This window comes from Micromonospora sp. NPDC049374 (genome assembly GCF_040677165.1).
Classification (GTDB): domain Bacteria; phylum Actinomycetota; class Actinomycetes; order Mycobacteriales; family Micromonosporaceae; genus Micromonospora.
Genome location: NZ_JBFAQH010000006.1, coordinates 189,442 through 211,380, shown reverse-complemented (window position 1 = coordinate 211,380; position 21,939 = coordinate 189,442). Strand labels below are relative to the sequence as shown.

Genomic DNA, 21,939 nt, shown 5'->3' with positions numbered 1-21,939 from the left:
TCCGCAGCGACCCCACCTCAAGTTGAGTGAACTTGACTCAATAGTGCCACGCCCCCGGAAATCGTCAAGTCAAGGTTGAGTCGGATCGACGCAAGTCGTCAGTCCTACCGACCGGTTGTCTTACCTTGTGTCGGTCGGGCACGCTTTAGCGGTGACGACGCACGGCGATTCCGCCTCACCGTCCGGCGCGCCCGCCGTCGCAGCCCGCACCGGGTCCACCGGCGTCGGCGAGGACCGGCCCGCGGCCACCGGGGACGACACCCTGCCCGACGCTCTGACCAGCCTGCGCGCCGCGATCGGGGCGGCCCGGTTTCCGCTGGCCCTGCCCTCGGCCGAGCTGGCCGCGCGCACCGTCGCCGCCCTCGCCGACCAGCTCGACGACTACCTGCTGCCCCGCCTGGCCCGCCTCGACGCACCGCTGCTCGTGGTGGTCGGCGGATCCACCGGCGCCGGCAAGTCGACCCTGGTCAACAGCCTGGTGCAGGCCCGGGTCAGCGCGGCCGGGGTATTGCGGCCCACCACCCGATCCCCGGTACTGGTCTGCAATCCGGCCGACTCGGCCTGGTTCCGCCGGGGCGAGCTGCTGCCCGGGCTGACCCGCACCAACCAGCCCAGCGACGATCCCCGCACCCTGCACCTGGTCACCGCCCCGGCGCTCCTGCCAGGGCTGGCGTTCCTGGACGCCCCCGACATCGACTCGGTGGTCGACGCCAACCGGGCGCTGGCCAACCAGCTGCTCGCCGCCGCCGACCTCTGGCTCTTCGTCACCACCGCCGCCCGGTACGCCGACGCCGTCCCCTGGGAGCTGTTGCACGGCGCCCGGGCCAGAGGTGCGGTACTCGCCCTGGTGCTCAACCGGGTGCCCGCGGAGGCGACCGACGAGGTGGCCGCCCATCTCGCCGAGATGCTCGCCGGGCAGGGTCTCGACGCGGCCCCACTGTTCGTGCTCCCGGAGACCTGGGTCGACGGGCAGGGGCTGCTACCGGGCCGCAGCACCGCACCGCTGGCCGACTGGTTCGCCCGACTCGCCGCCGACGCGGAGGCCCGTTCGGCGGTGGTCCGGCAGACGCTGGGCGGCGCGCTGGCCCTGCTGCAACCCACCGTCGAGAGCCTGGCCCTCGCCGTCGACGAGCAGGCCGCCGCCGCCGACGCGATGGACGACCGGGTACGTGCGGCGTACCGGGCCGCGAACCGGACCGTCGAGCAGGGGCTGCGCGACGGTCGACTGCTCCGTGGCGAGGTGCTCGCCCGTTGGCAGGAGTTCATCGGCACCAGCGACCTCTTCCGCACCCTTGAAGCGCGGATCGGCCGGCTGCGGGACCGCGTCATGGCCTCCTTCTCCCGCCGCCCGGCCCCCGCGGTCGAGCTGCGGGACGCGATCGAGTCGCAACTGGTCACCCTGCTGCGGGGGGTGGCCGCCGAGGCGGCCGAGCACGCGTACACCGGATGGAAGGCGCACCCGGCCGGCGCGGCCCTGCTCGAACCCGACCTCGCCCACCACTCCGCCGACCTGCCGCAGCGCGCCGAGCGCCTGGTACGCGACTGGCAGCGCGGCGTCCTGGAACTGGTCCGGGCCGAAGGTGGCGACCGACGCTTCGTGGCACGGACGGCCGCGTACGCGGTAAACGCCACCGGGCTGGCCGTGATGATCGCGGTGTTCGCCTCCACCGCCTTCATCCCGACCGGGCTGGAGGTCGCCACCGGAGCCGGCACCACCCTCGCCGGTCAGGCGGTGCTTCAGGCGATCTTCGGCGATCAGGCCGTGCGTGCGCTGGCCAGAAAGGCCCGGGAGGATCTGCTGGAGCGGGTGACGGTGCTGCTGGACGACGAGGCCACCCGCTATCTCGCGCGGACCCGGCAGGCCCGACCGGCGGGCCGGACCGCGACGGCGTTGCGCCAGGCGGCCGAACGGGTCGAGGCGGCCCGGTTGCGCAGTGGCTTCGCCGACGCCGCACCCGCGCTCAGCGCCCAGAAGATGGGCGTCGACGCCCCGGTGACCGAGGGGGAGCGGCCGTGACCGGCATGGGCGGACGACTCCGCGAGGCGTTGCGCATCGCCGACGGGCGGGTGGACGCCGACCAACTGGTCGCCCGGCTGGAGGCGGTGCGGCGGTTCCTCGGCATCGTCGACGGCCACCTGCCGGACACCCCGCTGGTACCGGCCCGCACCCTGGTCGAACGCGCCGGGACCCGGCTGGCACTCTCCCGCGACCACACCGTGGTGGCGCTGGCCGGAGCCACCGGTAGCGGCAAGTCGAGCCTGTTCAACGCGATGGCCCGGATGGATCTCTCACCCGTCGGGGTACGCCGGCCCACCACCGGTGTCACACACGCCTGCGTCTGGGGCCCGCTCGACGGGGGCACCCGGCTGCTCGACTGGCTCGGCGTGCTGCCCCGCCACCGGTTCGTACGGGAGAGCCTGCTCGACGGCGAGGACGAGTCCACGCTGCACGGGCTGATCCTGCTCGACCTGCCGGATTTCGACTCCGTCGAGCACTCGCACCGGCTGGAGGTGGACCGGCTGCTCGGCCTCGTGGACCTGGTGGTCTGGGTGGTCGACCCGCAGAAGTACGGCGACCGGTTGATGCACCGCAGCTACCTCCGCGAGTTCCACCGGCACCGGGACGTGACCCTGGTCGTGCTCAACCAGACCGACCGGCTGCCGCCGGCCGAGGTGCCCCGGGTACTGGCCGACCTGCGCCGCCTGATCGACGCGGACGGACTGGACGGGGTACCCCTGCTGGCCACCACCGTCGCCGACCCGGAGGGCCCGGAGCGGTTGCGGGCGGCGCTGGAGCGCACCGTCGCCGAACGACAGGCCGCGCTGCGTCGTCTCTCCGGTGACGTCGACGCCGTCGTCGCCGCGCTGGACGACATGGTCGGCGCACCCCGCACCGCACTCGCCGCCGACGATCCCGCGGTCACCGCGCTGGACCGCGCCCTGTGCAAGGCGGCGGGAGTGCCGACCGTCGTCGCGGCGGTCGAGCAGGCGTACCGGCATCGCGCCGCAGCGGCCACCGGCTGGCCGTTGATGCGGCTCTGGCGGCGGCTGCGGGCCGACCCGCTGCGCCGGCTGCACCTGCCCGACCGGCGGGCCGGCGGTGACCCGGCGGAGAGCCTGGTGGCCGCCACCTCCGTGCCCGAGCCCAGCGCGGCCGACAAGTCCGCGCTGGTCCTGGCCCTGCGGACGGTGGCCGAGCAGGCCGGCGCCGGCCTGCCGAACGCCTGGCCGGATGCGATGGCCACGGCGGCCCGGTCCCGCCTCGGCGACCTGCCGGACGCCCTGGACGGCGCACTCGCCGGCACCGATCTCGGCGTCGACCGTCCCCGTGCCTGGTGGCGACTGGTCGGCGGGGTGCAGTGGCTGGTGACGCTCGCCGCGGCGGTCGGACTGGGCTGGCTGGTCCTCGGCTACGCGATGCGGGCACTCGGGTTGCCGGAGTTGCGGCACCCGATGGTCGGTGAGGTACCGGTACCGACCCTGCTGCTGCTCGGTGGGTTGCTGACCGGGTTGCTCGTCGCGGCGCTTACCCGCCCGTTGGTGCGGTGGGCCGCCCGGCGGGCCCGTCACCGGGCGGAGGCGCAGCTCACCCGGGCCGTCGCCGGCGTCGGCGAACAGCAGGTGCTGGCCCCGGTGCGCGCCGTCATCGCCGCGCACGCCGACGCACGCACCGTCCTCGAGGTCGCCCGACACCGCTGACCCGGCCGCTGAACGTTCCTGGACCCCGCACGATCGGCGTAGGGTCGGGTCATGGCCACGCCACAGACCCCTTACGACGCGGTGCTGCACGCCGCACGCGACGTGACCAAGCTCGACTCGGCCCTCGACGCGGAGATGCTCGGTGCGGCCCTGCTCGGCAGCGTGTACGAGGTCGCCGAGACGGACCGGGAGGCGGCGGTACGCGACTTCGTGGGCGAGTTCCTCGCCGCCACGTCGAGACGACGCGCGGTCGCGGCGACCACGGTCCGGGCCGTCTTCGCGGCCCTGGTGCCGGACGCTGCCGGCGCGGACCGGGTACGGCCCGGTGCGACCGCACCAGCCTGGTCCGGGCAGCTCGGCAAGGTGCACCTCACCGGCACCTGGGCGTACGGCGACGTGTACGGCGACCAGACCTCCTACCTGGCCACGTTCGCCTACGACGATGCCAGCGGAGGGCCGGAGCACGCCCTGGTCGCCCTGATCGACCACAACATCGGCATCACCAAGGACGTGTTCGTCGGCGGTCCGGCGGGCCGCATCCTGGAGCAGGTCCGGCAGTTGTGCGCCGAGGACGAGCTGACCTGGTTCCGGGAGGAGAGCCCGACCCGGATGCGCGACGAGGTGAGCCGGCATCTGGCCGTCACCGACCATCTGGGTCAGCTGCCCGGTGCCGCCTCACTGGCCACCGACCGGGCGCTCGTCGGGGCCCGGCTGGCGGTCCTGCCGGCCGCGACCGCACCGCCGCCCCGGCAGGCCGACGACCCGTTGCCCGACGCTGCGCGGGCCGCGGAGATCCGCCGGTTCCTGGGCTCACCGGACGCCGCCCGGGCCGGGCTGGACGCGGTCGACGACGCCGAACTGGCCTCGCTGCATTTCTGTCTGGGCCTGCTGCTCGATCATGCGGCCACCTTCCCGGACGCCGACCCGCTGCGGTGGAGCCCGACCGTCGCCGGCCTCTTCCTGCTCGACTGGGTGCACCGCCGGGCGGTACTCGACATGGACGACGCGGCGATGCTGCCCCGGGTGCTGCGCGCCTGGGCCGGATACGCGGCCCGCCGACGTGGGCTGCCCGAATCGGCAACCGCCGCCACGGACGCCGCGATCGAGGAGATGGTGCCGGAGTTCGTCCGGCTCTACGCGACCGGCGAGCGGCGCAGCCCGGCCACCGCCGCGGTGGCCCAGTTGATGGCCGACGGCATCGACCCGGATGATCCGGCGGCCCTGGACGCCTGGATCGAGGCAAACCGACACCGCCTGGCCGACGACGGCTGACCCGCACCTACGCTCGGCGGGCCGCCTCGCGGCCGGCACCGTCGGTCAGGCCGGCACCGTCGGTCAGGCACCGTCCGTCAGGCCGGCAGCGGACCGGCACCGGTTCCGCAGGCGGATCCGTGCCCGGGATCGGGCGCTGCCGTTTCGCTCGGGCGTGCCGGGCAACAGCGGTTCGGTGACGATGTTGGTCGGCGGAGGCTCCGGCGCGGATCCGCCACCGCTCGGGGCGGCCGACGGACCTCCCGGCGCGGTCGGCTCAGCCGACGCCGAAGGACCGCTCGACGCGGTCGGGTCGGTCGTCGGCGACGGGTCACTCGACGCGGTCGGCTCGGCGGACGCGGTGGGACCGCTCGACGGGCCCGGATCGGCGGACGCGGAAGGATCACTCGACGCGGTCGGATCGGCGGACGCGGAAGGATCGGTCGACGGGCTCGGGCCCGTGGTCGGCGGGTCGTTGGACGCGGTCGGGTCGGCCGAGGCGGTCGGCGGGTCCGGATCGGCGGTCGGCGTCGGCGAACCGCTCGTCGGGGCCGGCGACGGTGTCCGGGTCGGGGTGGGCGCCGGGCGAGGAGCCGGTGTGCTGGTGGGCGGCCGGGGAGCCGGTGCGGTTGCCGGCGCGCCGGGGCGACGGGCCGGCGTGTGCTCGACCGGTGTGCCGACGATCGTCAGTCGTGGCGTCGGCACCACGGGGTTGACCGGCGGTGCCGCCGGCTCGACCGACGGCACCGCGGTCACGGTGGACGTCGGCGAACCGGTGGGTGGCGGCGGGACCACCACCGGACCGACGGAGGGCGTCGGGATGAACGGCGTGCTGCCGTCCGGCAGTGCCGTGCTGCCGACCGTCGCGGAACCGGTGCTGATCGCGGCGAGGACCGGCATCGAGGCCGTGCCGGCGAGCAGCGCCACAGTCAGCAGGTAGCCCCGGGTGGGCCCGGCGGTACGCACGGCCCGGTGCGCACCCACCACGCGGCGGTAGCCGGACGCCCGGTGCCGGCCGAGGATCGGCGTCCCGGGGCCTTCACCTGGTTCGGACACCACGCACTCCTCGTCGTCGCCCCTGGTCAGGGCCGCCCGATGGGGCACCCCGGCGGGCCGCCGAAGCTGGATCCGACCCGCGCGATCAGCCTGGGGCAGTGACTCTGCGTCGGCCAACCCCGTACCGCGTGTCGACATGCGTATCTGACCGAATGGTGACGAACCACCACCGGAACGGTCGCGCGTCGTTCGAGCGGACACTCCAGCGCTTCGGGTAACGAAGCGGGCCGGCCGCTGGATGCGGGGCAGGCGGGGTGTGGGACGCCTCACCTCTGATGCGAAACTGGAGTCACGGCGGCAGCGCAGCCGCGACCTCCGCGCACCCACGCGGTAGGCGCGACTGGGCACCGGCGCTCCCGAACCGGGTTCGGCCAGAATCCGGCTCATGCCGCGCGGCAACCCCTACCGGGGTCAGGCGCGGCCGCCAGGAACCATCCCGGCACCAGCCGGGACGGGCGCACGAGTCGCGCGGCCGGGTGACCCCCCGGTGCCGACGCAGACACGACAGGGAGAGACGGATGGCAAAGGGCGACCCCGGGGCTCCGGCCCGCGGCCGGCGAGCCGCACCCCGATCCAGGAAGGCCACGGCCGGCGATCCGGAGCTGGTGCAGTTGCTCACGCCCTCGGGCGAGCGGATCGAGAGCGTGACCGGCCCGGACGGCACCGAGTACCGCGTCGACTTCACCGACGAGGAGTACCGCGGCCTCTACCGCGACCTGGTGCTCGTCCGGAAGCTGGACGCCGAGGCGACGGCCCTGCAACGGCAGGGCGAGCTGGGCATCTGGGCGAGCCTGCTCGGCCAGGAGGCGGCGCAGGTCGGTTCCGGTCGGGCGCTGCGTACGCAGGACATGGCGTTCCCCACCTATCGCGAGCACGGCGTGCTCTACTGCCGCGGCATCGACCCGATCATGCCGCTGGGCCTGTTCCGCGGGGTCGACCAGGGTGGCTGGGACCCGAACGAGTTCAAGTTCAACATGTACACGATCGTGATCGGGGCGCAGACCCTGCACGCCACCGGCTACGCCATGGGCGTCGCGATGGACGGCAAGACCGGCACCGACGACGGCGAGGCGGTGATCGCCTACTTCGGTGACGGTGCCACCAGCCAGGGTGACGTCAACGAGGCGTTCGTCTGGGCCGGCGTGTTCAACTCCCCCCTGGTGTTCTTCTGCCAGAACAACCAGTACGCCATCTCGGAGCCGCTGGAGCGGCAGACCCGGATCCCCCTCTACCGGCGGGCCGCCGGCTTCGGCTTCCCCGGCGTCCGGGTCGACGGCAACGACGTGCTGGCCACCTACGCGGTGACCCGGCACGCGCTGGACAACGCCCGGCACGGGCAGGGCCCGAGCCTGATCGAGGCGTACACCTACCGGATGGGCGCGCACACCACCTCCGACGACCCGACCCGCTACCGGATCGCCAGCGAGGTCGAGGCGTGGCAGGCCAAGGACCCGATCGCCCGGATGAAGGCGTTCCTGGAGCGGGAGAAGATCGCCGACGCCGGCTTCTTCACCGAGGTCGACGAGCAGGCCCGCCGGGAGGCGGTGGACCTGCGTGAGCGGGTGCTCGCCATGCCGAACCCGGAGCCGGGCACCATGTTCGACCACGTCTACCCCAACGGATCGCCGCTGCTGGACGAGCAGCGCGCGCAGTTCAGCCGGTACCTGGAGTCGTTCGAGGGGAGCGCGCACTGATGGCCACGGAGACGCTCACCCTCGGCAAGGCCCTCAACGTCGGCCTGCGCAAGGCACTGGAGAACGACCCGAAGGTCGTGATCATGGGCGAGGACGTCGGCAAGCTCGGCGGCGTCTTCCGGATCACCGACGGGTTGCAGAAGGACTTCGGCGACCAGCGGGTGATCGACACCCCGCTCGCCGAGTCCGGCATCATCGGCACCGCGGTCGGCCTGGCCATCCGGGGCTACCGCCCGGTCTGCGAGATCCAGTTCGACGGTTTCGTCTACCCCGCGTACGACCAGATCGTGTCGCAGGTGGCGAAGATGCACTACCGCTCGCGGGGCAAGCTCAACATCCCGATGGTGATCCGGATCCCGTTCGGTGGCGGCATCGGTGCGGTGGAGCACCACTCCGAGTCGCCCGAGGCGTACTTCGCGCACACCGCCGGGCTGAAGGTGGTCTCCTGCGCCAGCCCGCAGGACGCCTACGTGATGATCCAGCAGGCCATCGCCTCGGACGACCCGATCGTGTTCCTGGAGCCGAAGCGGCGTTACTGGGAGAAGGGGCAGGTCGAGTTGGACGCCCCGCTGTCCGAGGCGTACCCGCTGCACTCGTCCCGGGTCGCGCGGGCCGGCACCGACGCCACCCTGCTCGCGTACGGGCCGATGGTGCGTACCTGCCTCGACGCGGCGACCGCCGCGGCCGAGGACGGGCGGAACCTGGAGGTCATCGACCTGCGCACGCTCTCCCCGCTGGACCTCGGTGTGGTGTACGAGTCGGTGCGGCGTACCGGCCGCGCGGTGGTGGTGCACGAGGCTCCGGGCAACCTGGGCATGGGCGCGGAGATCGCGGCCCGGATCACCGAGGAGTGCTTCTACTCGCTGGAATCGCCGGTGCTACGGGTGGCGGGCTTCGACACTCCTTACCCGGCCGCCCGGGTGGAGGAGGAGTACCTTCCCGACCTCGACCGGGTGCTCGACGCCGTCGACCGCACCTTCGGCTGGTGAGCGCCATGTCACGGATCAAGGAGTTCAACCTGCCCGACCTGGGCGAGGGCCTGACCGAGGGCGAAATCCTCGCCTGGCTGGTCAAGGTGGGCGACACGATCGAGTTGAACCAGCCGATCGTCGAGGTGGAGACGGCCAAGGCGGCCGTGGAGATCCCGGCGAAGTGGGCCGGCCAGGTCCAGGCGATCTTCCATCCGGAGGGCACCACCGTCGAGGTCGGCACCCCGATCATCGCGATCGACACCGACCCGGGCGCCGGCCCGGTGGAGCAGTCCACCACCGGTGCGCCCGCCACTGAGCTGCCCACCCCGTCGGCGGCGTCGTTGGCCGCCGTCGAGGTCGCGCCGGCCGAGGGTGCGGTCGAGCCGGGCCTGATCGGCGGTCCCGCCCCGGGTGGCCGTACCGCCGTTCTGGTCGGCTACGGTCCGCGCACCACGGCGGCCAAGCGTCGCCCCCGCAAGGCCACCGGGCCGGCCGGCAACACGGCCGTGCCGACGGCGCCGGTCCAGCCGACGCCGGTCCAGCCGACGCCGGCACGGATCGTTGCAGCACCGGTCACCCCTGCGCCTGCGGTGAACGGCAACGGGCGGGCCGGCGGTCCGGTGCTGGCCAAGCCGCCGGTACGCAAGCTCGCCAAGGACCTCGGGGTCGACCTGGCCACCCTCACCGGGTCCGGGCCGTCGGGCTCGATCACCCGGGAGGACGTACAGCGGGCGGCGGCGGCCCCGGCGGCGGCCGAGCCGCTGACGGTCACCACCTCGGCCAGCTCGGCCGCGAGCTTCGGCGCGGACCGCGAGCAGCGCATCCCGGTCAAGGGCGTACGCCGGCTCACCGCCGAGAACATGTCCCGCTCGGCCTTCACCGCCCCACACGTCACCGAGTTCCTCACCGTGGACGTGTCCCGAGCCATGAAGGCGCTGGACCGGCTGCGTGAGCGGCGGGAGTGGCGTGACGTACGGGTCTCGCCGCTGCTGCTGGTCGCCAAGGCGGTACTGCTGGCGGTCCGGCGGCATCCGATGGTCAACTCCAGTTGGGCCGGCGACGAGATCGTCGTCAAGGAGTACGTCAACCTCGGCATCGCGGCGGCCACCGAGCGTGGTCTGATCGTGCCGAACATCAAGGACGCCGGCCGGTTGACCCTGCGCGAACTGGCCGACGCGATGACCGACCTGGTGCAGACCGCCAAGGCCGGCAAGACCTCGCCGGCCGACATGTCCGGCGGCACTCTGACGATCACCAATGTCGGGGTGTTCGGGGTGGACACCGGTACGCCGATCCTGCCTCCGGGTGAGTCGGCGATCCTGGCCTTCGGTGCGGTACGCGAACAGCCCTGGGTCCACAAGGGCAAGGTCAAGCCACGCCTGGTCACCACGCTCGGCCTTTCCTTCGACCACCGGATCATCGACGGTGAGCTGGGTTCGAAGTTCCTCCGCGACGTGGGCGACTTCCTCGCCGATCCGGAGGCGGCCCTGCTCGCCTGGACCTGACGCGCGACGACGGCGACGGCCGGTGTGCACGGGTTGACGCCCGGCACACCGGCCGTTGTCGTTTGATGAAGAAAGGGTGGCCGTTCGGTGCGGCTTACCTAAGATTCTTAGGCTGGTGGCTCAGCTCACCTAACAATCGCTGGAAAACCAGGGCACCGTGCGCTTCAATGGAAGGGACGACGGGACGACAACCGAATAGCCCAGGAGGAGAGACACCATGAGCATGATCGAGCGAATCCGCAACCGCCGCGACGCCAACCGCCGCGCCCGCGCCATCGAGCGGGCCCTGCGCTCCGCCAGTTCGCCCGCGGTCCGCGACGAGATCCTCGCCATCGCCCAGCGTCACATGCACTGACGCCACACGACGTTATCCGCCTCCTCCAGATCGACGACCCGCCCGGGTGAACCGGGCGGGTCGTCGGCGTTACGACCGCCGCTGACACCGGGATACCGCCCCGACGCAGCGCCCGGTACGGTGGGGCTCGGTCGTCGTCCGCGCTCGGGGACAGGCCGAGGCGATAGAAGCACCTCGACACCGCCCGGCGACGGACAGTGACGACCGGAGCTCCCCGGAAGCCCACCGGCGGCGACCGGGATACGGTGCGGGGAGCCGGCACAGCCGGTACGCCGGCACCGCCGGCTGCCCTGCCGAGACCATCGGCGACGGCGGCCGACATGTGATGGAGGAGGCGCACGCATGACGTCCGAGGGCCCGCACCGCCCCGGCCAGGAGCCGGACGAGGTGCCGCCGGGCGGCGGCGGACCGGCGCCGTACGGCGACCGACCGGCTCAGCAGGACAACGGGTACGGCGCATCCGCCCCCGACCTCGGTTGGGCTCCGCCACCCCCCGCCCGCCCGGACACGTCCGCACCAGCCTGGGCGAACCAGCAGGGCAACGCGTGGGGCAGCGCCCAGGCGACCCGGCAGGCGGAAACCACGCCCGGCAACTGGGACCAGCCCGCCGGCAACCAGCCGGCCTGGGCGTCCCAGGGAGACCAGCCGCAGCAACCCGCCCCTGGTTGGGCACCGGCCGCACCGCCCACATCGGATCGACCTGCCTGGGCGAACGGCGGTCAGGCCGGGCCCGCCTGGGCCACTGATCCCGCCACTGGGGACACCGCACGCCCCGCCGAATGGACGCCGAACCAGCCGGCCGGGAGCCAGCCCGACTGGGCCGCCAACCAGCCAGCCGCGAGTCAGCCCGACTGGGCCGGCGGGCAGCCCGCCCCGGGCCAGTCCAACCCGGCAGCCCCCAGTGGGTGGGCCGGCGGCCAGCAGCCGGACTGGGCCGGCGCACCGAGTGCCGACGACCAGACTCCCGGCTGGGCCTCGACCGCAGCTCAGCCCGAGCCGGTCCAGCCGGCCTGGGCACAGTCCGACCAGCCGCCGGCAGCCCGGGCCAGCGCCCAGGTGCCGGCGCCGGACGCGGGCCAGCAGCAGCGGCCCGCCGACGGGTCGTCACGCGCCGACGCCTGGCCCGCCGAACAGCCGGAGCAGTCCGGCTGGGCGACCGGCCAGCGGCGGGAGCCCGCCGCTGGCGGTTGGGCCACCGAGCAGCCGGCCGAGGGCTGGCACCCGGGCGGTGACCGGCCGGCGCAGCCCGACTGGGCCACGCCCGCACAGGAGGAGTCGGCCGGTTGGGCCGGAGGCAACCCGGCTGCTGGCCCGCCACCGTCCTGGAGCCCGTCCGCCGAGCCACTTCCGTCCCGTAACGCCGCCGATCGGTCCGCCACGCCGGACATCGAGCCGTGGGCACCCGGTGAGGCGTGGGGTCAGGCGGCGGAGCCCGCCGCACCCCGCACCACCTCTGAACCCGACGCGGGTCGGTCCGAGGACGCGGTCTACCAGCCCGCACCTGGCCCGGGCATCTCCCCCGCCAACATGGTGCCGTTGCCTCCGCAGGAGCAGCGGGTGCCGGGCGCCAGCCTGGCCGCCACACCGCCCGCGGACTTCGCTCAGCCCACGCCGTTCACCGACGACCCGTCTGGAGCGCCTGTCCGCCCGGTCGCCGACCAGGCGGCCGGCGGCACGGCCTGGGGCCAACCCGAGCCCCGACACGACGAGCCGCAGTCCCCGGCCATCCCGGCGCCCCGCACCTCTCCGGAGGCCGAGGGCCGCGCCGCGCCGCCGGCCGGCGGCGGTGTCGCGGCGAGCGCCTCCGTACCACTGTCCAGCCGGGTCATGCCCCCGACCGACCACGCGGTCCGCCCGGCCGGTTCACCCGCGCCGCAACCGCGGGTGTACGGTCGGCCGGCCCGCCCCGAGCACACCGAGGAGCCGGCCCCGGAGCACGGCGAGCAGCCCCTGGTGCCCCGCTTCGACCAGGGCCCGGGGCGGTTCGACGTGGACCAGGCCGCAGCGCGCGGCGATCAGGGCCCAGAGCGGTTCGAGCAGCCCCCGGAGCCCCGCTTCGCCGACCGGGAGCCGCCGATGGGCGGGCCGAACGCCTTCGCCGGTCCGGCCGCCCCGGCTTCGCCGGCTGCCCCACCCGCCTTCCCGCCCGGGATACCGTCCTTCATCGACGCGCCTCCGGCCAACCGGCCGGTCAACGGCGTACGGCCGCACGCCGAGCCGGAACGCCCGGCCGACCCGTTCGGCGGTGCACCGCGTGACCCGTTCGGTGGGCCGGGCAACGACCCGTTCGGCGGGCCGGGCAACGACCCGTTCGGCGGGCCGTCCGAGCGCCCGAGTGGCGCCTACGGCTCTCCCGTCAGGTCCGAGCCGGGTGTCGAGCACAATCCGGCGTTCCCCCCGCCGCCGCAGTCCGCGCCACCGTGGAGCCCGGGTCCGGGCGGCGGGTCGGGCGAGGCGGAGCAGGGCCGCTTCGACGCGTTCAAGCCGGTCGCTGAGCCGGCTCCGGAAGCACCGGCACCGAAGGTACGCAACGGACGGGTACTCGCCGCGGTGCTGGTCGCGGCCGTGCTCATCCTGGCCATTCCGCTCGGCCTGCTGATGCTCCTCGGCATGATCGGTGGTTCGGACGACGCGAACGCCTTCGACCCAGCGGTCGGCTCGTGCGTCAAGCGTTCCGGCAACACCCCCGTGGCGGTCGACTGCGCCGATCCGGAAGCCTTCACCGTGGTGTCCAAGGTCGAGTCGAAGGACAAGTGCCCCGACCCGGCCATGCCCCACGTGGACCTCCGCAGCGCCACCGACACCCCGGTGCTCTGCCTCAAGGAGGCGACCGGCGGCTGAGTCCGCTCACCGCGTTGCGGGGTCACGGCAACCGTGGCCCCGCCGCGCTGTGCTCGCGGTTTGCGGCGTGCCTTACCGGGCGGCGTGCGGGCCACGATGCCGCGAACTGTGCGCGGCCCCTCAGCCTCCCCCCTTCGCACCGGCTGAACTTCGCCGGTAGGGCACGATGGGGCGATGAGTGCACGCGTGCGGGCTCCCGAGCTTCGGGGCCGGGCCTGGTTGAACACCGGCGGGCGGCAGCTGACGCTCGCCGACCTGCGAGGCAAGATCACGATCGCGGATTTCTGGACCTTCTGCTGCATCAACTGCCTGCACGTGTTGGACGAGTTGCGCCCTCTTGAGCAGAAGTACGCCGACGTCCTCGTCGTGATCGGTGTGCACTCGCCGAAGTTCGAGCACGAGAAGGACGCCGACGCGCTGGCCGCCGCCGTCGAGCGGTACGGCGTACACCACCCCGTCCTCGACGATCCCGAGCTGGACATGTGGCAGCAGTACGCGGCCCGCGCCTGGCCCACCCTCGCCGTGATCGACCCGGAGGGATACGTGGTGGCCACCATGGCGGGTGAGGGCCACGCCGACGGGCTGGCCCGGCTGATCGACGACCTGATCGCCACCCACGAGGCCAAGGGCACGCTGCACCGGGGCGACGGTCCGTACGTCCCGCTCGCCGAGCCGGAGACCACCCTCCGCTTCCCGGGTAAGGCGGTGGCTCTGCCCGACGGCGGTCTGCTGGTCTCCGACTCGGCGCGGCACCGCCTGGTCGAGCTGGCCGCCGATGCGGAGACCGTCGTCCGTGGCATCGGCACCGGCGAGCGGGGTCGCACCGACGGCTCCGCCGGTGCCGCGACCTTCTCCGAGCCGCAGGGGCTGTGTCTGCTGCCGCCGCAGGTGGCCGAGGTCGCCGGCTACGACCTGGTGGTCGCCGACACCGTCAACCACCTGCTGCGGGGCGTACGGCTGGCCACCGGCGAGGTGCTCACCGTGGCCGGCACCGGGCGGCAGTGGCGGTCGACGGTCGACGACCACGCGCACGACGCCCGCTCGGTCGACCTTTCCTCCCCCTGGGACGTCGCCTGGTACGACGACAAGATCGTCATCGCCATGGCCGGCATCCACCAGCTCTGGTGGTTCGACCCGATCAAGCGCACCGCCGGCATGTACGCCGGCACCACGGTGGAGGCGCTGCGCGACGGGCCGCTGTCGGAGGCGTGGCTGGCCCAGCCGTCCGGGCTCGCCGTCTCCACCGACGGCAACCGGCTGTGGGTCGCCGACAGCGAGACCAGCGCCATCCGCTACGTCGAGAACGGCGTCCTGGGTACCGCCGTGGGTCAGGGCCTGTTCGACTTCGGGCACGTGGACGGGCCGGCGGCGCAGGCCCTGCTACAGCACCCGCTCGGCGTATGTGCCCTACCCGACGGCTCGGTCCTGATCGCCGACACCTACAACGGCGCGGTACGCCGGTACGACCCGGCCGGCGACCGGGTCGCCACCGTCGCCACCGGCCTGGCCGAGCCGAGCGACCTGGTGCTGACCGCCGATGGCGCCGTGCTGGTGGTGGAGTCGGCGGCGCACCGGATCACCCGGCTGGCTCCCGGTGCGCTCTCGGCGGCCGGCGCGGAGACCGTCGACGGTCCCCGGCACCGCACCGAGCGCAAGCCGACGGAGCTGGCTGCGGGCGATGTCGTGCTGGACGTCGTCTTCACCCCGGCCCCCGGGCAGAAGCTCGACGAAACCTTCGGACCGTCCACCCGGCTCGTCGTCTCCGCGTCGCCGCCGGAGCTGCTGGTCGAGGGGGCGGGCACCGGCACCGACCTGTCCCGCCGCCTGGTGATCGACGGATCGGTGCCCGACGGGGTACTTCAGGTGACCGCCCAGGCGGCGACCTGTGACGCCGAGGTGGAACACGCGGCCTGCCACCTGACCCGGCAGGACTGGGGCGTACCGGTACGGGTGGTCGACGGCGGTGCCGGCCGGTTGCCGTTGGTCCTGCGCGGCATGGACGCCGGCTGAGATCCGACCACGTCGACAGGAAGGGCCCGTCGACACGGTGCCCTGCCTGCACCTCAGGCGAACGGGGCGGGGGTGACTCCGGCCTCGACGAGGGCGGCGCGGACGAGTTCCGCCGCGGCCACCGCGCCGGGGGTGTCGCCGTGCAGGCAGACCGACTCCACCACGCACGGGACCGTACCGCCCTCGACGGTCACCACGACCCGTTCGGTGGCCATCCGCACCGCCCGACGGGCCACCTCCTGCGGGTCGGTGACCAACGCGTCCGGGGAGGTGCGTGGTACCAGGCGGCCGTTGGGCAGGTAGTTCCGGTCGGCGAACCCCTCGGCCACCACCCGGATACCGGCGCCCTGGGCGAGCTGGGCGAGGACCGACCCGGGTGGGCAGAGAACCGGCAGCTCCGGGTCGTAGTCGTCGACGGCGGCCAGCAGGGCCGCCGCCGGCAGTTCCTGGCTGGCCGCCGCGTGGTAGAGCGCCCCGTGGGGCTTGAGGTAGCGAACCCGGGTGCGGTACGCCCGGCAGAAGGCGTTCAGCGCGCCGAGTTGGTAGAGCACCTCGTCGCGCAGTTCCGCGAATTCGTACTCGATGTGCCGCCGACCGAAGCCGGCGAGATCCCGGTACCCGACCTGGGCTCCGACGGCGACTCCCCGCTCCGCGGCGGCGGCGCAGACCCGGCGCATCGTGGCCGGATCCCCGGCGTGGAAGCCGCAGGCGACGTTGGCGGACGTGACCAGGTCCAGCAGGGCCCGGTCGTCGCCGAGACGCCAGATGCCGAATCCCTCGCCGAGGTCAGCGTTGAGGTCCATGAAATCTCACCGTAGTGCCTGGGCGGGCCTGCGCGAGCGGGGTCACGTCGTCCACCACCGCGATGACCGGGTATCCGCCGGTGGTGGGGTGGTCGGCGAGGAAGACAAGTGGTTGACCGTCCGCCGGCACCTGCACCGCGCCGAGCACGAGCCCTTCGCTGGGCAGCTCCCCGGCCACCGCGCGGGGCAGCGGCGCGCCGCTCAGGCGCGCACCGACCCGGTTGCTCAGTGGACTCACCTGGTACGCCGTGGCGAGCAGCCGGTCCAGCGCCGCCGGGGTGAACCAGTCGTGCCGAGGGCCGAGCCGCACGGTGAGCCGCAACTCCGTCAGGGACGCCACCGGCATGGTGACGTCGACCGGGGCGGGCGGTCCGGCGGGAGTGCCCAGCGGCAGCAGGTCGCCGTCGCGCAGCGGGGCCGGCCCGAGCCCGGCGAGGGTGTCGGTGGAGCGGCTGCCCAGCACCGGTGTGACCGCGATGCCACCGGCCACCGCGAGCCAGCAGCGCAGGCCCCGTCGGGCGGGACCGATGCGCAGCACCGCCCCGCCCGGTACGGCCAACGGGCGGCCGGTGTCACCGGGACGCTGGCCGACCCGCACGTCGGCCTCGGCACCGATCACGGCGACGGTGGTGGCCCGGGTGGGGCGCAACTCGCAGCCGGTCAGGGTGATCTCCAGTCCGGCCGCGTGCTCCGGATTGCCGACCAGCCGGTTGGCCAGGCGCAGCGCCGCCGGGTCGAGGGCACCGGAACGGGGTACGCCGAGGTGCGCCCAGCCGGGCCGGCCGAGGTCCTGCACGGTGGTCAACACCCCGGCCCGGAGCACCTCGACGATGCCGCTCACCGGTCCACCAGCCGGACCCGGGTGCCGGGGCCGAGCAGGGCCGGCGGGTCCGCCGTCACGTCGAAGAGGGTCACCTCGGTCCGCCCGACCAGCAGCCAACCGCCCGGGGACGCGGTGGGATAGATGCCCGCGTACCGGCCGGCCAGGGCGACCGAACCGGCCGGCACCCGTTGCCGGGGAGTCGCCAGCCGGGGCACCGCCAGCTCGACGGGCAGCCCGGTGAGGTACCCGAAACCGGGCGCGAAACCGCAGAACGCGACCTGGAACTCGGTGTCCCGCAGGCGGCGAACCACGTCGGTCACCTCCGTCCGCCAGTGCTCGGCCACCCGGGAGAGGTCCGCCCCGTCGTAGGTGACGGGTACCTCGACGATACGGGCGGGTGCGGCGGTGGGCTCTGCCAGGACTGTTCCGGCGGGAGGCTCGGGGGCGGTCCAGGTGGCGATCCGGGCGGCGGTCGCCGGCGGATCGGGTACGCCGTCGAGCAACACGGTGGCGGCGGCCGACACGATCTCGACGGCGACCAGTTCGCCCTGGTCGCGGCGGCGCCACAGCTCCGCCCGCCACGCCTCGACGGCGGCGGCCACGTCGGTGTCCCGGCTCGACGGGGCTGCGGGATCGGTGTCCTCCGGTGGGGCGAGGTCGAGCAGGAGGGCGTGCCTGCCGACCGGTCTGATCCGCATTCGGCCATCCTGCCGGAGGAGCGACGCTTCCGCGTCGGCCACTGGTCGGACAGCGTGACCAGTTGCACTACCCGAAAGTAACCTACGCTGCCGTAACCTAAGGGCGTGACCACCTCAGCACGCCCCCGGCTCAAGCCGGTCGACATCGGGAAACCCCGGATGCGCGGCTGGCTGCACACGTACGCGTTCTTCGTCGCTCTGGTCTGTGGCATCGTGCTCTGCTCGATCGCCGCCACCCGTCCGGGCTGGACCCCCCTGGTCAGCTCCGCCGTCTACAGCTTCACCGTCTGCGGCCTCTTCGGCACCAGCGCGTTGTACCACCGTCGGGTGTGGTCGACCCGGGGCTACGCGGTCATGCGCCGGATGGACCACTCGATGATCTTCCTGTTCATCGCCGGCACGTACACCCCGTTCTGCCTGCTGCTGCTGGAGACCCGGGCCGCCGTCATGATGCTGTCGATCGTCTGGGGTGGTGCCCTGGGCGGTGTGGCGCTCAAGCTGATCTGGCCACATGCCAACCGGTGGATCTCCGCGCCGCTGTACCTCGCCCTCGGCTGGGTGTCCGTGGCGATGCTGCCCGACATCCTCCACCAGGGCGGCGTCACCGCACTGGTGCTGCTCGCCGTGGGCGGCGCGATCTACACCGTGGGCGCGGTCTTCTACGCGCTGCGTCGCCCCAATCCGTGGCCCACCGTCTTCGGCCACCACGAGTTCTTCCACGCCTGCACGTTGGTCGCCGCGATCTGCCACCACATCGCCATCTACTTCGCACTGTTCGCCTGAGCCGGCACACGACGACAGCGGGGGTGGTGAGCCTCGTCGCTCACCACCCCCGCTGAGTTCTGGCGGGCCTGCGGGTCAGATCGTGGGACCGGGCCGGCGCACCTCGCGGTACTCCTGAACCACCCGGTCGTCCCGGACCGGCACGGCGCGGTCGGCCACCACCCGTTCCTCGCGTACCGGCGCGACGACCGTACGCCGCCGCGAGTTCCAGTAGTAGAGGGTCACGATCAGCCCGGCGACACCCGCGAGCATCAGCACCCAGCCGACGACGCTCAGGTTGAGCCAGCCTAGGTCCGCCTCCACGGCGAACGCGAAGATCGCACCCAGCGCGATCAGGAAAATACTGCCACCGATGCCCATCTCGTCGTCTCCTTGGCTATCGAAGCTGGCATTCCACTCCGCCGCGGCCACGGATGAGGTTGCGGCACCGACCGACTTACCCCGGCACGGAGATCGCCAATCGGGCAAGCTGGAGACATGACGGACAGCCCGCACCACGAGCGGACACTGGTGCTGCTGCGGCATGCCAAGGCCGAACAGCCCACCACGGACCGTCCCGACGTCGAACGCCCGCTGGCCACTCGCGGCCGGGCGGACGCGGCGGCGGCAGGGGCGTGGCTGGTCCGGCACGGGCTGCTGCCGGACGTGGTGCTCTGCTCGGCGGCCGTACGGACCAGACAGACGTGGCACGACGTCCAACTCGGGATCACCGGCGCACCGCCGGAGAGCGGTCCCGCAGGTGCGGTGCCGGTGGTCCGCTACGAACCGGACGCCTACGAGGCACATCCGGAGGACCTGCTGCACCTGATCCGGCAGGTGTCACCGACCGCGACGACGGTCCTGATGATCGCCCACAACCCCGGCATCTCACTACTGTCCGAACTGCTCGACCCGGTCCGGGCAGATCCGGAAGGGCTGCGTACCGGCGGTCTCGTGGTGCACCGGACGGCCGTGCCCTGGGCGGAGCTGAGCCGCGGCGGGGCCGCAATCGAGACACGGCACACCGCACGCGGCTAGCCCGCGTGCGGTGTGGGCGGAGGCGGTCGCTCAGCTCGGTGGCGCGGTCGGTGGCGGCGGATCGGGCGGTGGCGGCATCATCGCGGTCGGATGCGAGAGCCGGTTCTCCTCCACGATCAGGGTCCGGGCCCGCTTCCGGCGGTCCTGCCAGAACCAGAGCGTGGTGAGCAGCACGGCCAGCCCGGCCAGGATGAAGACCCAACCGACCGCCCGCAGGTCGACCCACCAGACGTTGGCCCGGATGGCGAAGGTCAGGATCGCGCCGATCGCGATCAGGAAGATCCCACTACCAATGCCCATGTGCGCGGCACTCCCCCGTGCGGTTGCTCTGGGCGTACTCGGACTGGTCCGCACCGCATACCCGCCCACCCCCCAGTTACCCCACCCACCCCCCTCACCCCCACAGACAAGGGGTTGATCATGAGGTTAGCGGCGATGTTGATCTCTTAAACCGCCGCTAACCTCATGATCAACGAGACGCGGGGGGTGGGTTGGGGGGTGGGGGGTTAGAAGGCTTCTTCGGGGAGGTCCATTAGGTCCAGGTCGGTGTTCTCGATGATCCGGCGGTCGGCGCCGATGCGGGGCAGCACCTCGCGGGCGAAGAACCGGGCGGCAGCCACCTTTCCGGTGTAGAACGCCTTGTCCGCCGCCGTCACCTCACCAGCGAGGGCCGTCAGCGCCACTTCGGCCTGCTTCTGCAGCAGCCAGCCGACGACCAGGTCGCCGAGGGCCAGCAGGAACCGCCGGCTGCTCAGCCCGACCTTGTACAGCGCCCGGGTGTCCCCGCCCTGCGCCTCACCCAACCAGCCGGTCATCACGCCGAGCATGTTCTGGATCTCGGCGAGTGCCTTGCCGAGCGCCTGGCGCTCCTCCTTGAGCTGGCCGTTGCCGGCCTCGGTGGCGATGAACTCCTGGATCTCGCCGGCCACCGCCATCAGTGCCTTGCCGTTGTCGCGGACGATCTTCCGGAAGATCAGGTCGAGGCTCTGGATCGCCGTGGTGCCCTCGTACAGCGTGTCGATCTTGGCGTCCCGGACGTACTGCTCCAGCGGGTAGTCCTGGAGGAAGCCGGAGCCACCGAAGGTCTGCAGCGACTCGTGTCCGAGCAGCTCGTACGCCCGCTCCGAGCCGACGCCCTTGACCAGCGGGAGGAGCAGGTCGTTGACCCGCTTGGCCAACTTGATGGCCTTCTCGTCACCGGCTGCCTCCGCCATGGCGACCTTGTCCTGCCAGGTGGCGGTGTAGAGGACCAGGGCCCGCAGACCCTCGGCGTACGACTTCTGCAGCAGCAGCGAGCGACGCACGTCGGGGTGCGCGGTGATGGCCACCCGCGGGGCGGTCTTGTCCGCCATCTGGGTCAGGTCGGCGCCCTGCACCCGGTTCTTGGCGTACTCAAGCGCGTTGAGGTAACCGGTGGACAGGGTGGCGATGGCCTTCGTGCCGACCATCATCCGGGCGTACTCGATGATCATGAACATCTGCCGGATGCCGTCGTGCTTCTCACCCAGCAACCAGCCCTTGGCCGGCACGCCGTGCTCACCGAAGGTGATCTCGCAGGTGTTGGAGACCTTCAGGCCCATCTTGTGCTCGACATTGGTGGCGAAGACGCCGTTGCGCTCGCCCAGTTCGCCGGTGTTCTCGTCGAAGTGGTACTTCGGGACGACGAACAGCGACAGGCCCTTGGTGCCGGGGCCACCCACGCCCTCCACGCCGGCCGGGCGGGCGAGTACGTAGTGGACGATGTTGTCGCTCAGGTCGTGCTCACCGGAGGTGATGAAGCGCTTGACGCCCTCGATGTGCCATGAGCCGTCCGGCTGCGGGATCGCCCGCGCGCGGCCGGCACCCACGTCCGAACCGGCGTCCGGCTCGGTGAGCACCATCGTGGAGCCCCACTGCCGGTCGATGAAGAGCTTGGCCCACTTCTTCTGCTGCTCGGTGCCCTCGACGTGCAGCACGTGCGCGAAGGACGGGCCGGAGGCGTACATCCAGACCGGCGCGTTCGAGCCGAGCACCAGCTCGGCGAGCGCCCACCACAGCGCCCGGGGCGCGTTGGTGCCGTCCAACTCCGAGGGCAGGTCCAGGCGCCAGAACTCGGACTCCATGAACGCCCGGTACGACTGCTTGAACGACTCCGGCAGCGGCGCGGTGTGCGTGGCCGGGTCGAAGACCGGCGGGTTGCGGTCGCTGTCCTGGTAACTGGCGGCCAGGTCCTGCCGAGCCAGCCGGTCGACCTCGGCGAGGAAGCTCCGCGCGGTGTCGACGTCGAGGTCGGAGTACGGCTCCTGGCCGAACGCCCGGTCCGCCCCGAACACCTCGAACAGGTTGAATTCGAGGTCCCGAAGGTTGCTCTTGTAGTGGGTCATGTCGCTGGCCCCGCTTCCGGACAGGTGTTACCGATCAGTAACCCCGACTCTATTACTCGCGGGTAGGCAG

At 72.8% G+C, this 21,939-nt stretch carries 19 protein-coding genes; 13 read left to right on the top strand and 6 right to left on the bottom strand.

Features of this window, described 5'->3' with window-relative positions; all coding sequences use genetic code 11:
- The first annotated feature begins 151 nt into the window (after positions 1-151).
- The 11 genes from AB0J93_RS12955 to AB0J93_RS12905 all read left to right on the top strand — a co-directional run bounded on the left by AB0J93_RS12955 (position 152) and on the right by AB0J93_RS12905 (position 15,382).
- Positions 152-2,017 carry an ABC transporter gene (locus AB0J93_RS12955; protein WP_363921243.1) on the top strand — a complete coding sequence of 622 codons (1,866 nt, stop codon included), beginning with the start codon at positions 152-154 and terminating at the stop codon, positions 2,015-2,017.
- 5 nt (positions 2,018-2,022) lie between these two features.
- Positions 2,023-3,699, top strand: coding sequence for a GTPase (locus AB0J93_RS12950; RefSeq protein ID WP_363921546.1), 1,677 nt, complete (start codon positions 2,023-2,025; stop codon positions 3,697-3,699).
- A 51-nt stretch (positions 3,700-3,750) separates the two neighbouring features.
- On the top strand, positions 3,751-4,971 hold the full coding sequence (locus AB0J93_RS12945; RefSeq protein ID WP_363921241.1) for a hypothetical protein: 1,221 nt from the start codon (positions 3,751-3,753) through the stop codon (positions 4,969-4,971).
- A gap of 181 nt (positions 4,972-5,152) precedes the next feature.
- A complete protein-coding gene (locus AB0J93_RS12940; protein ID WP_363921545.1) occupies positions 5,153-5,890 on the top strand; it encodes a hypothetical protein in 738 nt (245 codons plus the stop codon).
- A 32-nt stretch (positions 5,891-5,922) separates the two neighbouring features.
- Entirely contained in the window at positions 5,923-6,108 is a 186-nt protein-coding gene (locus tag AB0J93_RS12935; RefSeq protein ID WP_363921239.1) for a hypothetical protein, read from the top strand.
- Between the two features lie 416 nt (positions 6,109-6,524).
- Entirely contained in the window at positions 6,525-7,700 is a 1,176-nt protein-coding gene (gene pdhA, locus AB0J93_RS12930; protein ID WP_363921237.1) for a pyruvate dehydrogenase (acetyl-transferring) E1 component subunit alpha, read from the top strand.
- Positions 7,700-8,689, top strand: coding sequence for an alpha-ketoacid dehydrogenase subunit beta (locus AB0J93_RS12925; protein ID WP_363921235.1), 990 nt, complete (start codon positions 7,700-7,702; stop codon positions 8,687-8,689). The genes pdhA and AB0J93_RS12925 overlap by 1 nt, the downstream gene beginning before the upstream one ends.
- A 5-nt stretch (positions 8,690-8,694) precedes the next feature.
- On the top strand, positions 8,695-10,176 hold the full coding sequence (locus AB0J93_RS12920) for a dihydrolipoamide acetyltransferase family protein (RefSeq protein WP_363921543.1): 1,482 nt from the start codon (positions 8,695-8,697) through the stop codon (positions 10,174-10,176).
- Positions 10,177-10,393: 217 nt separating this feature from the next.
- Entirely contained in the window at positions 10,394-10,531 is a 138-nt protein-coding gene (locus AB0J93_RS12915) for a hypothetical protein (RefSeq protein ID WP_165521953.1), read from the top strand.
- Between the two features lie 342 nt (positions 10,532-10,873).
- Positions 10,874-13,372, top strand: a complete 2,499-nt coding sequence (locus AB0J93_RS12910; RefSeq protein WP_363921232.1) for a hypothetical protein — start codon at positions 10,874-10,876, stop codon at positions 13,370-13,372.
- Positions 13,373-13,546: 174 nt separating this feature from the next.
- Positions 13,547-15,382 carry an NHL domain-containing thioredoxin family protein gene (locus AB0J93_RS12905; protein ID WP_363921230.1) on the top strand — a complete coding sequence of 612 codons (1,836 nt, stop codon included), beginning with the start codon at positions 13,547-13,549 and terminating at the stop codon, positions 15,380-15,382.
- A 53-nt stretch (positions 15,383-15,435) separates the two neighbouring features.
- On the opposite strand, the gene AB0J93_RS12900 is transcribed toward AB0J93_RS12905, so the two are convergent.
- Genes AB0J93_RS12900 through AB0J93_RS12890 form a run of 3 tightly spaced genes read right to left on the bottom strand, consistent with a single transcriptional unit; the run spans position 15,436 to position 17,706 of the window.
- Complete coding sequence (locus tag AB0J93_RS12900) at positions 15,436-16,185, bottom strand: 5-oxoprolinase subunit PxpA (protein ID WP_363921228.1); 750 nt, start codon at positions 16,183-16,185, stop codon at positions 15,436-15,438.
- On the bottom strand, positions 16,169-17,026 hold the full coding sequence (locus AB0J93_RS12895; RefSeq protein WP_363921226.1) for a biotin-dependent carboxyltransferase family protein: 858 nt from the start codon (positions 17,024-17,026) through the stop codon (positions 16,169-16,171). Before AB0J93_RS12895 ends, AB0J93_RS12900 begins: the two co-directional genes overlap by 17 nt.
- Positions 17,023-17,706 (bottom strand): allophanate hydrolase subunit 1, encoded by a 684-nt coding sequence (locus tag AB0J93_RS12890; protein WP_363921224.1) that lies wholly within the window; start codon positions 17,704-17,706, stop codon positions 17,023-17,025. Before AB0J93_RS12890 ends, AB0J93_RS12895 begins: the two co-directional genes overlap by 4 nt.
- Positions 17,707-17,811: 105 nt before the next feature.
- Here AB0J93_RS12890 and AB0J93_RS12885 point away from each other — a divergent pair, with 105 nt between their 5' ends.
- Positions 17,812-18,489, top strand: a complete 678-nt coding sequence (locus tag AB0J93_RS12885) for a hemolysin III family protein (RefSeq protein ID WP_363921222.1) — start codon at positions 17,812-17,814, stop codon at positions 18,487-18,489.
- Positions 18,490-18,564: 75 nt separating this feature from the next.
- Here the strand turns inward: AB0J93_RS12885 and AB0J93_RS12880 are convergent, their stop codons facing one another.
- Positions 18,565-18,849, bottom strand: coding sequence for a DUF6458 family protein (locus AB0J93_RS12880; protein WP_363921220.1), 285 nt, complete (start codon positions 18,847-18,849; stop codon positions 18,565-18,567).
- A 117-nt stretch (positions 18,850-18,966) separates the two neighbouring features.
- Between AB0J93_RS12880 and AB0J93_RS12875 the strand changes: the two genes are divergently transcribed.
- Positions 18,967-19,506 (top strand): histidine phosphatase family protein, encoded by a 540-nt coding sequence (locus AB0J93_RS12875; protein ID WP_363921218.1) that lies wholly within the window; start codon positions 18,967-18,969, stop codon positions 19,504-19,506.
- A gap of 30 nt (positions 19,507-19,536) precedes the next feature.
- On the opposite strand, the gene AB0J93_RS12870 is transcribed toward AB0J93_RS12875, so the two are convergent.
- On the bottom strand, positions 19,537-19,806 hold the full coding sequence (locus AB0J93_RS12870; RefSeq protein WP_043961115.1) for a DUF6458 family protein: 270 nt from the start codon (positions 19,804-19,806) through the stop codon (positions 19,537-19,539).
- 206 nt (positions 19,807-20,012) lie between these two features.
- Positions 20,013-21,869, bottom strand: coding sequence for an acyl-CoA dehydrogenase (locus AB0J93_RS12865; RefSeq protein WP_363921216.1), 1,857 nt, complete (start codon positions 21,867-21,869; stop codon positions 20,013-20,015).
- Positions 21,870-21,939 lie beyond the last annotated feature (70 nt).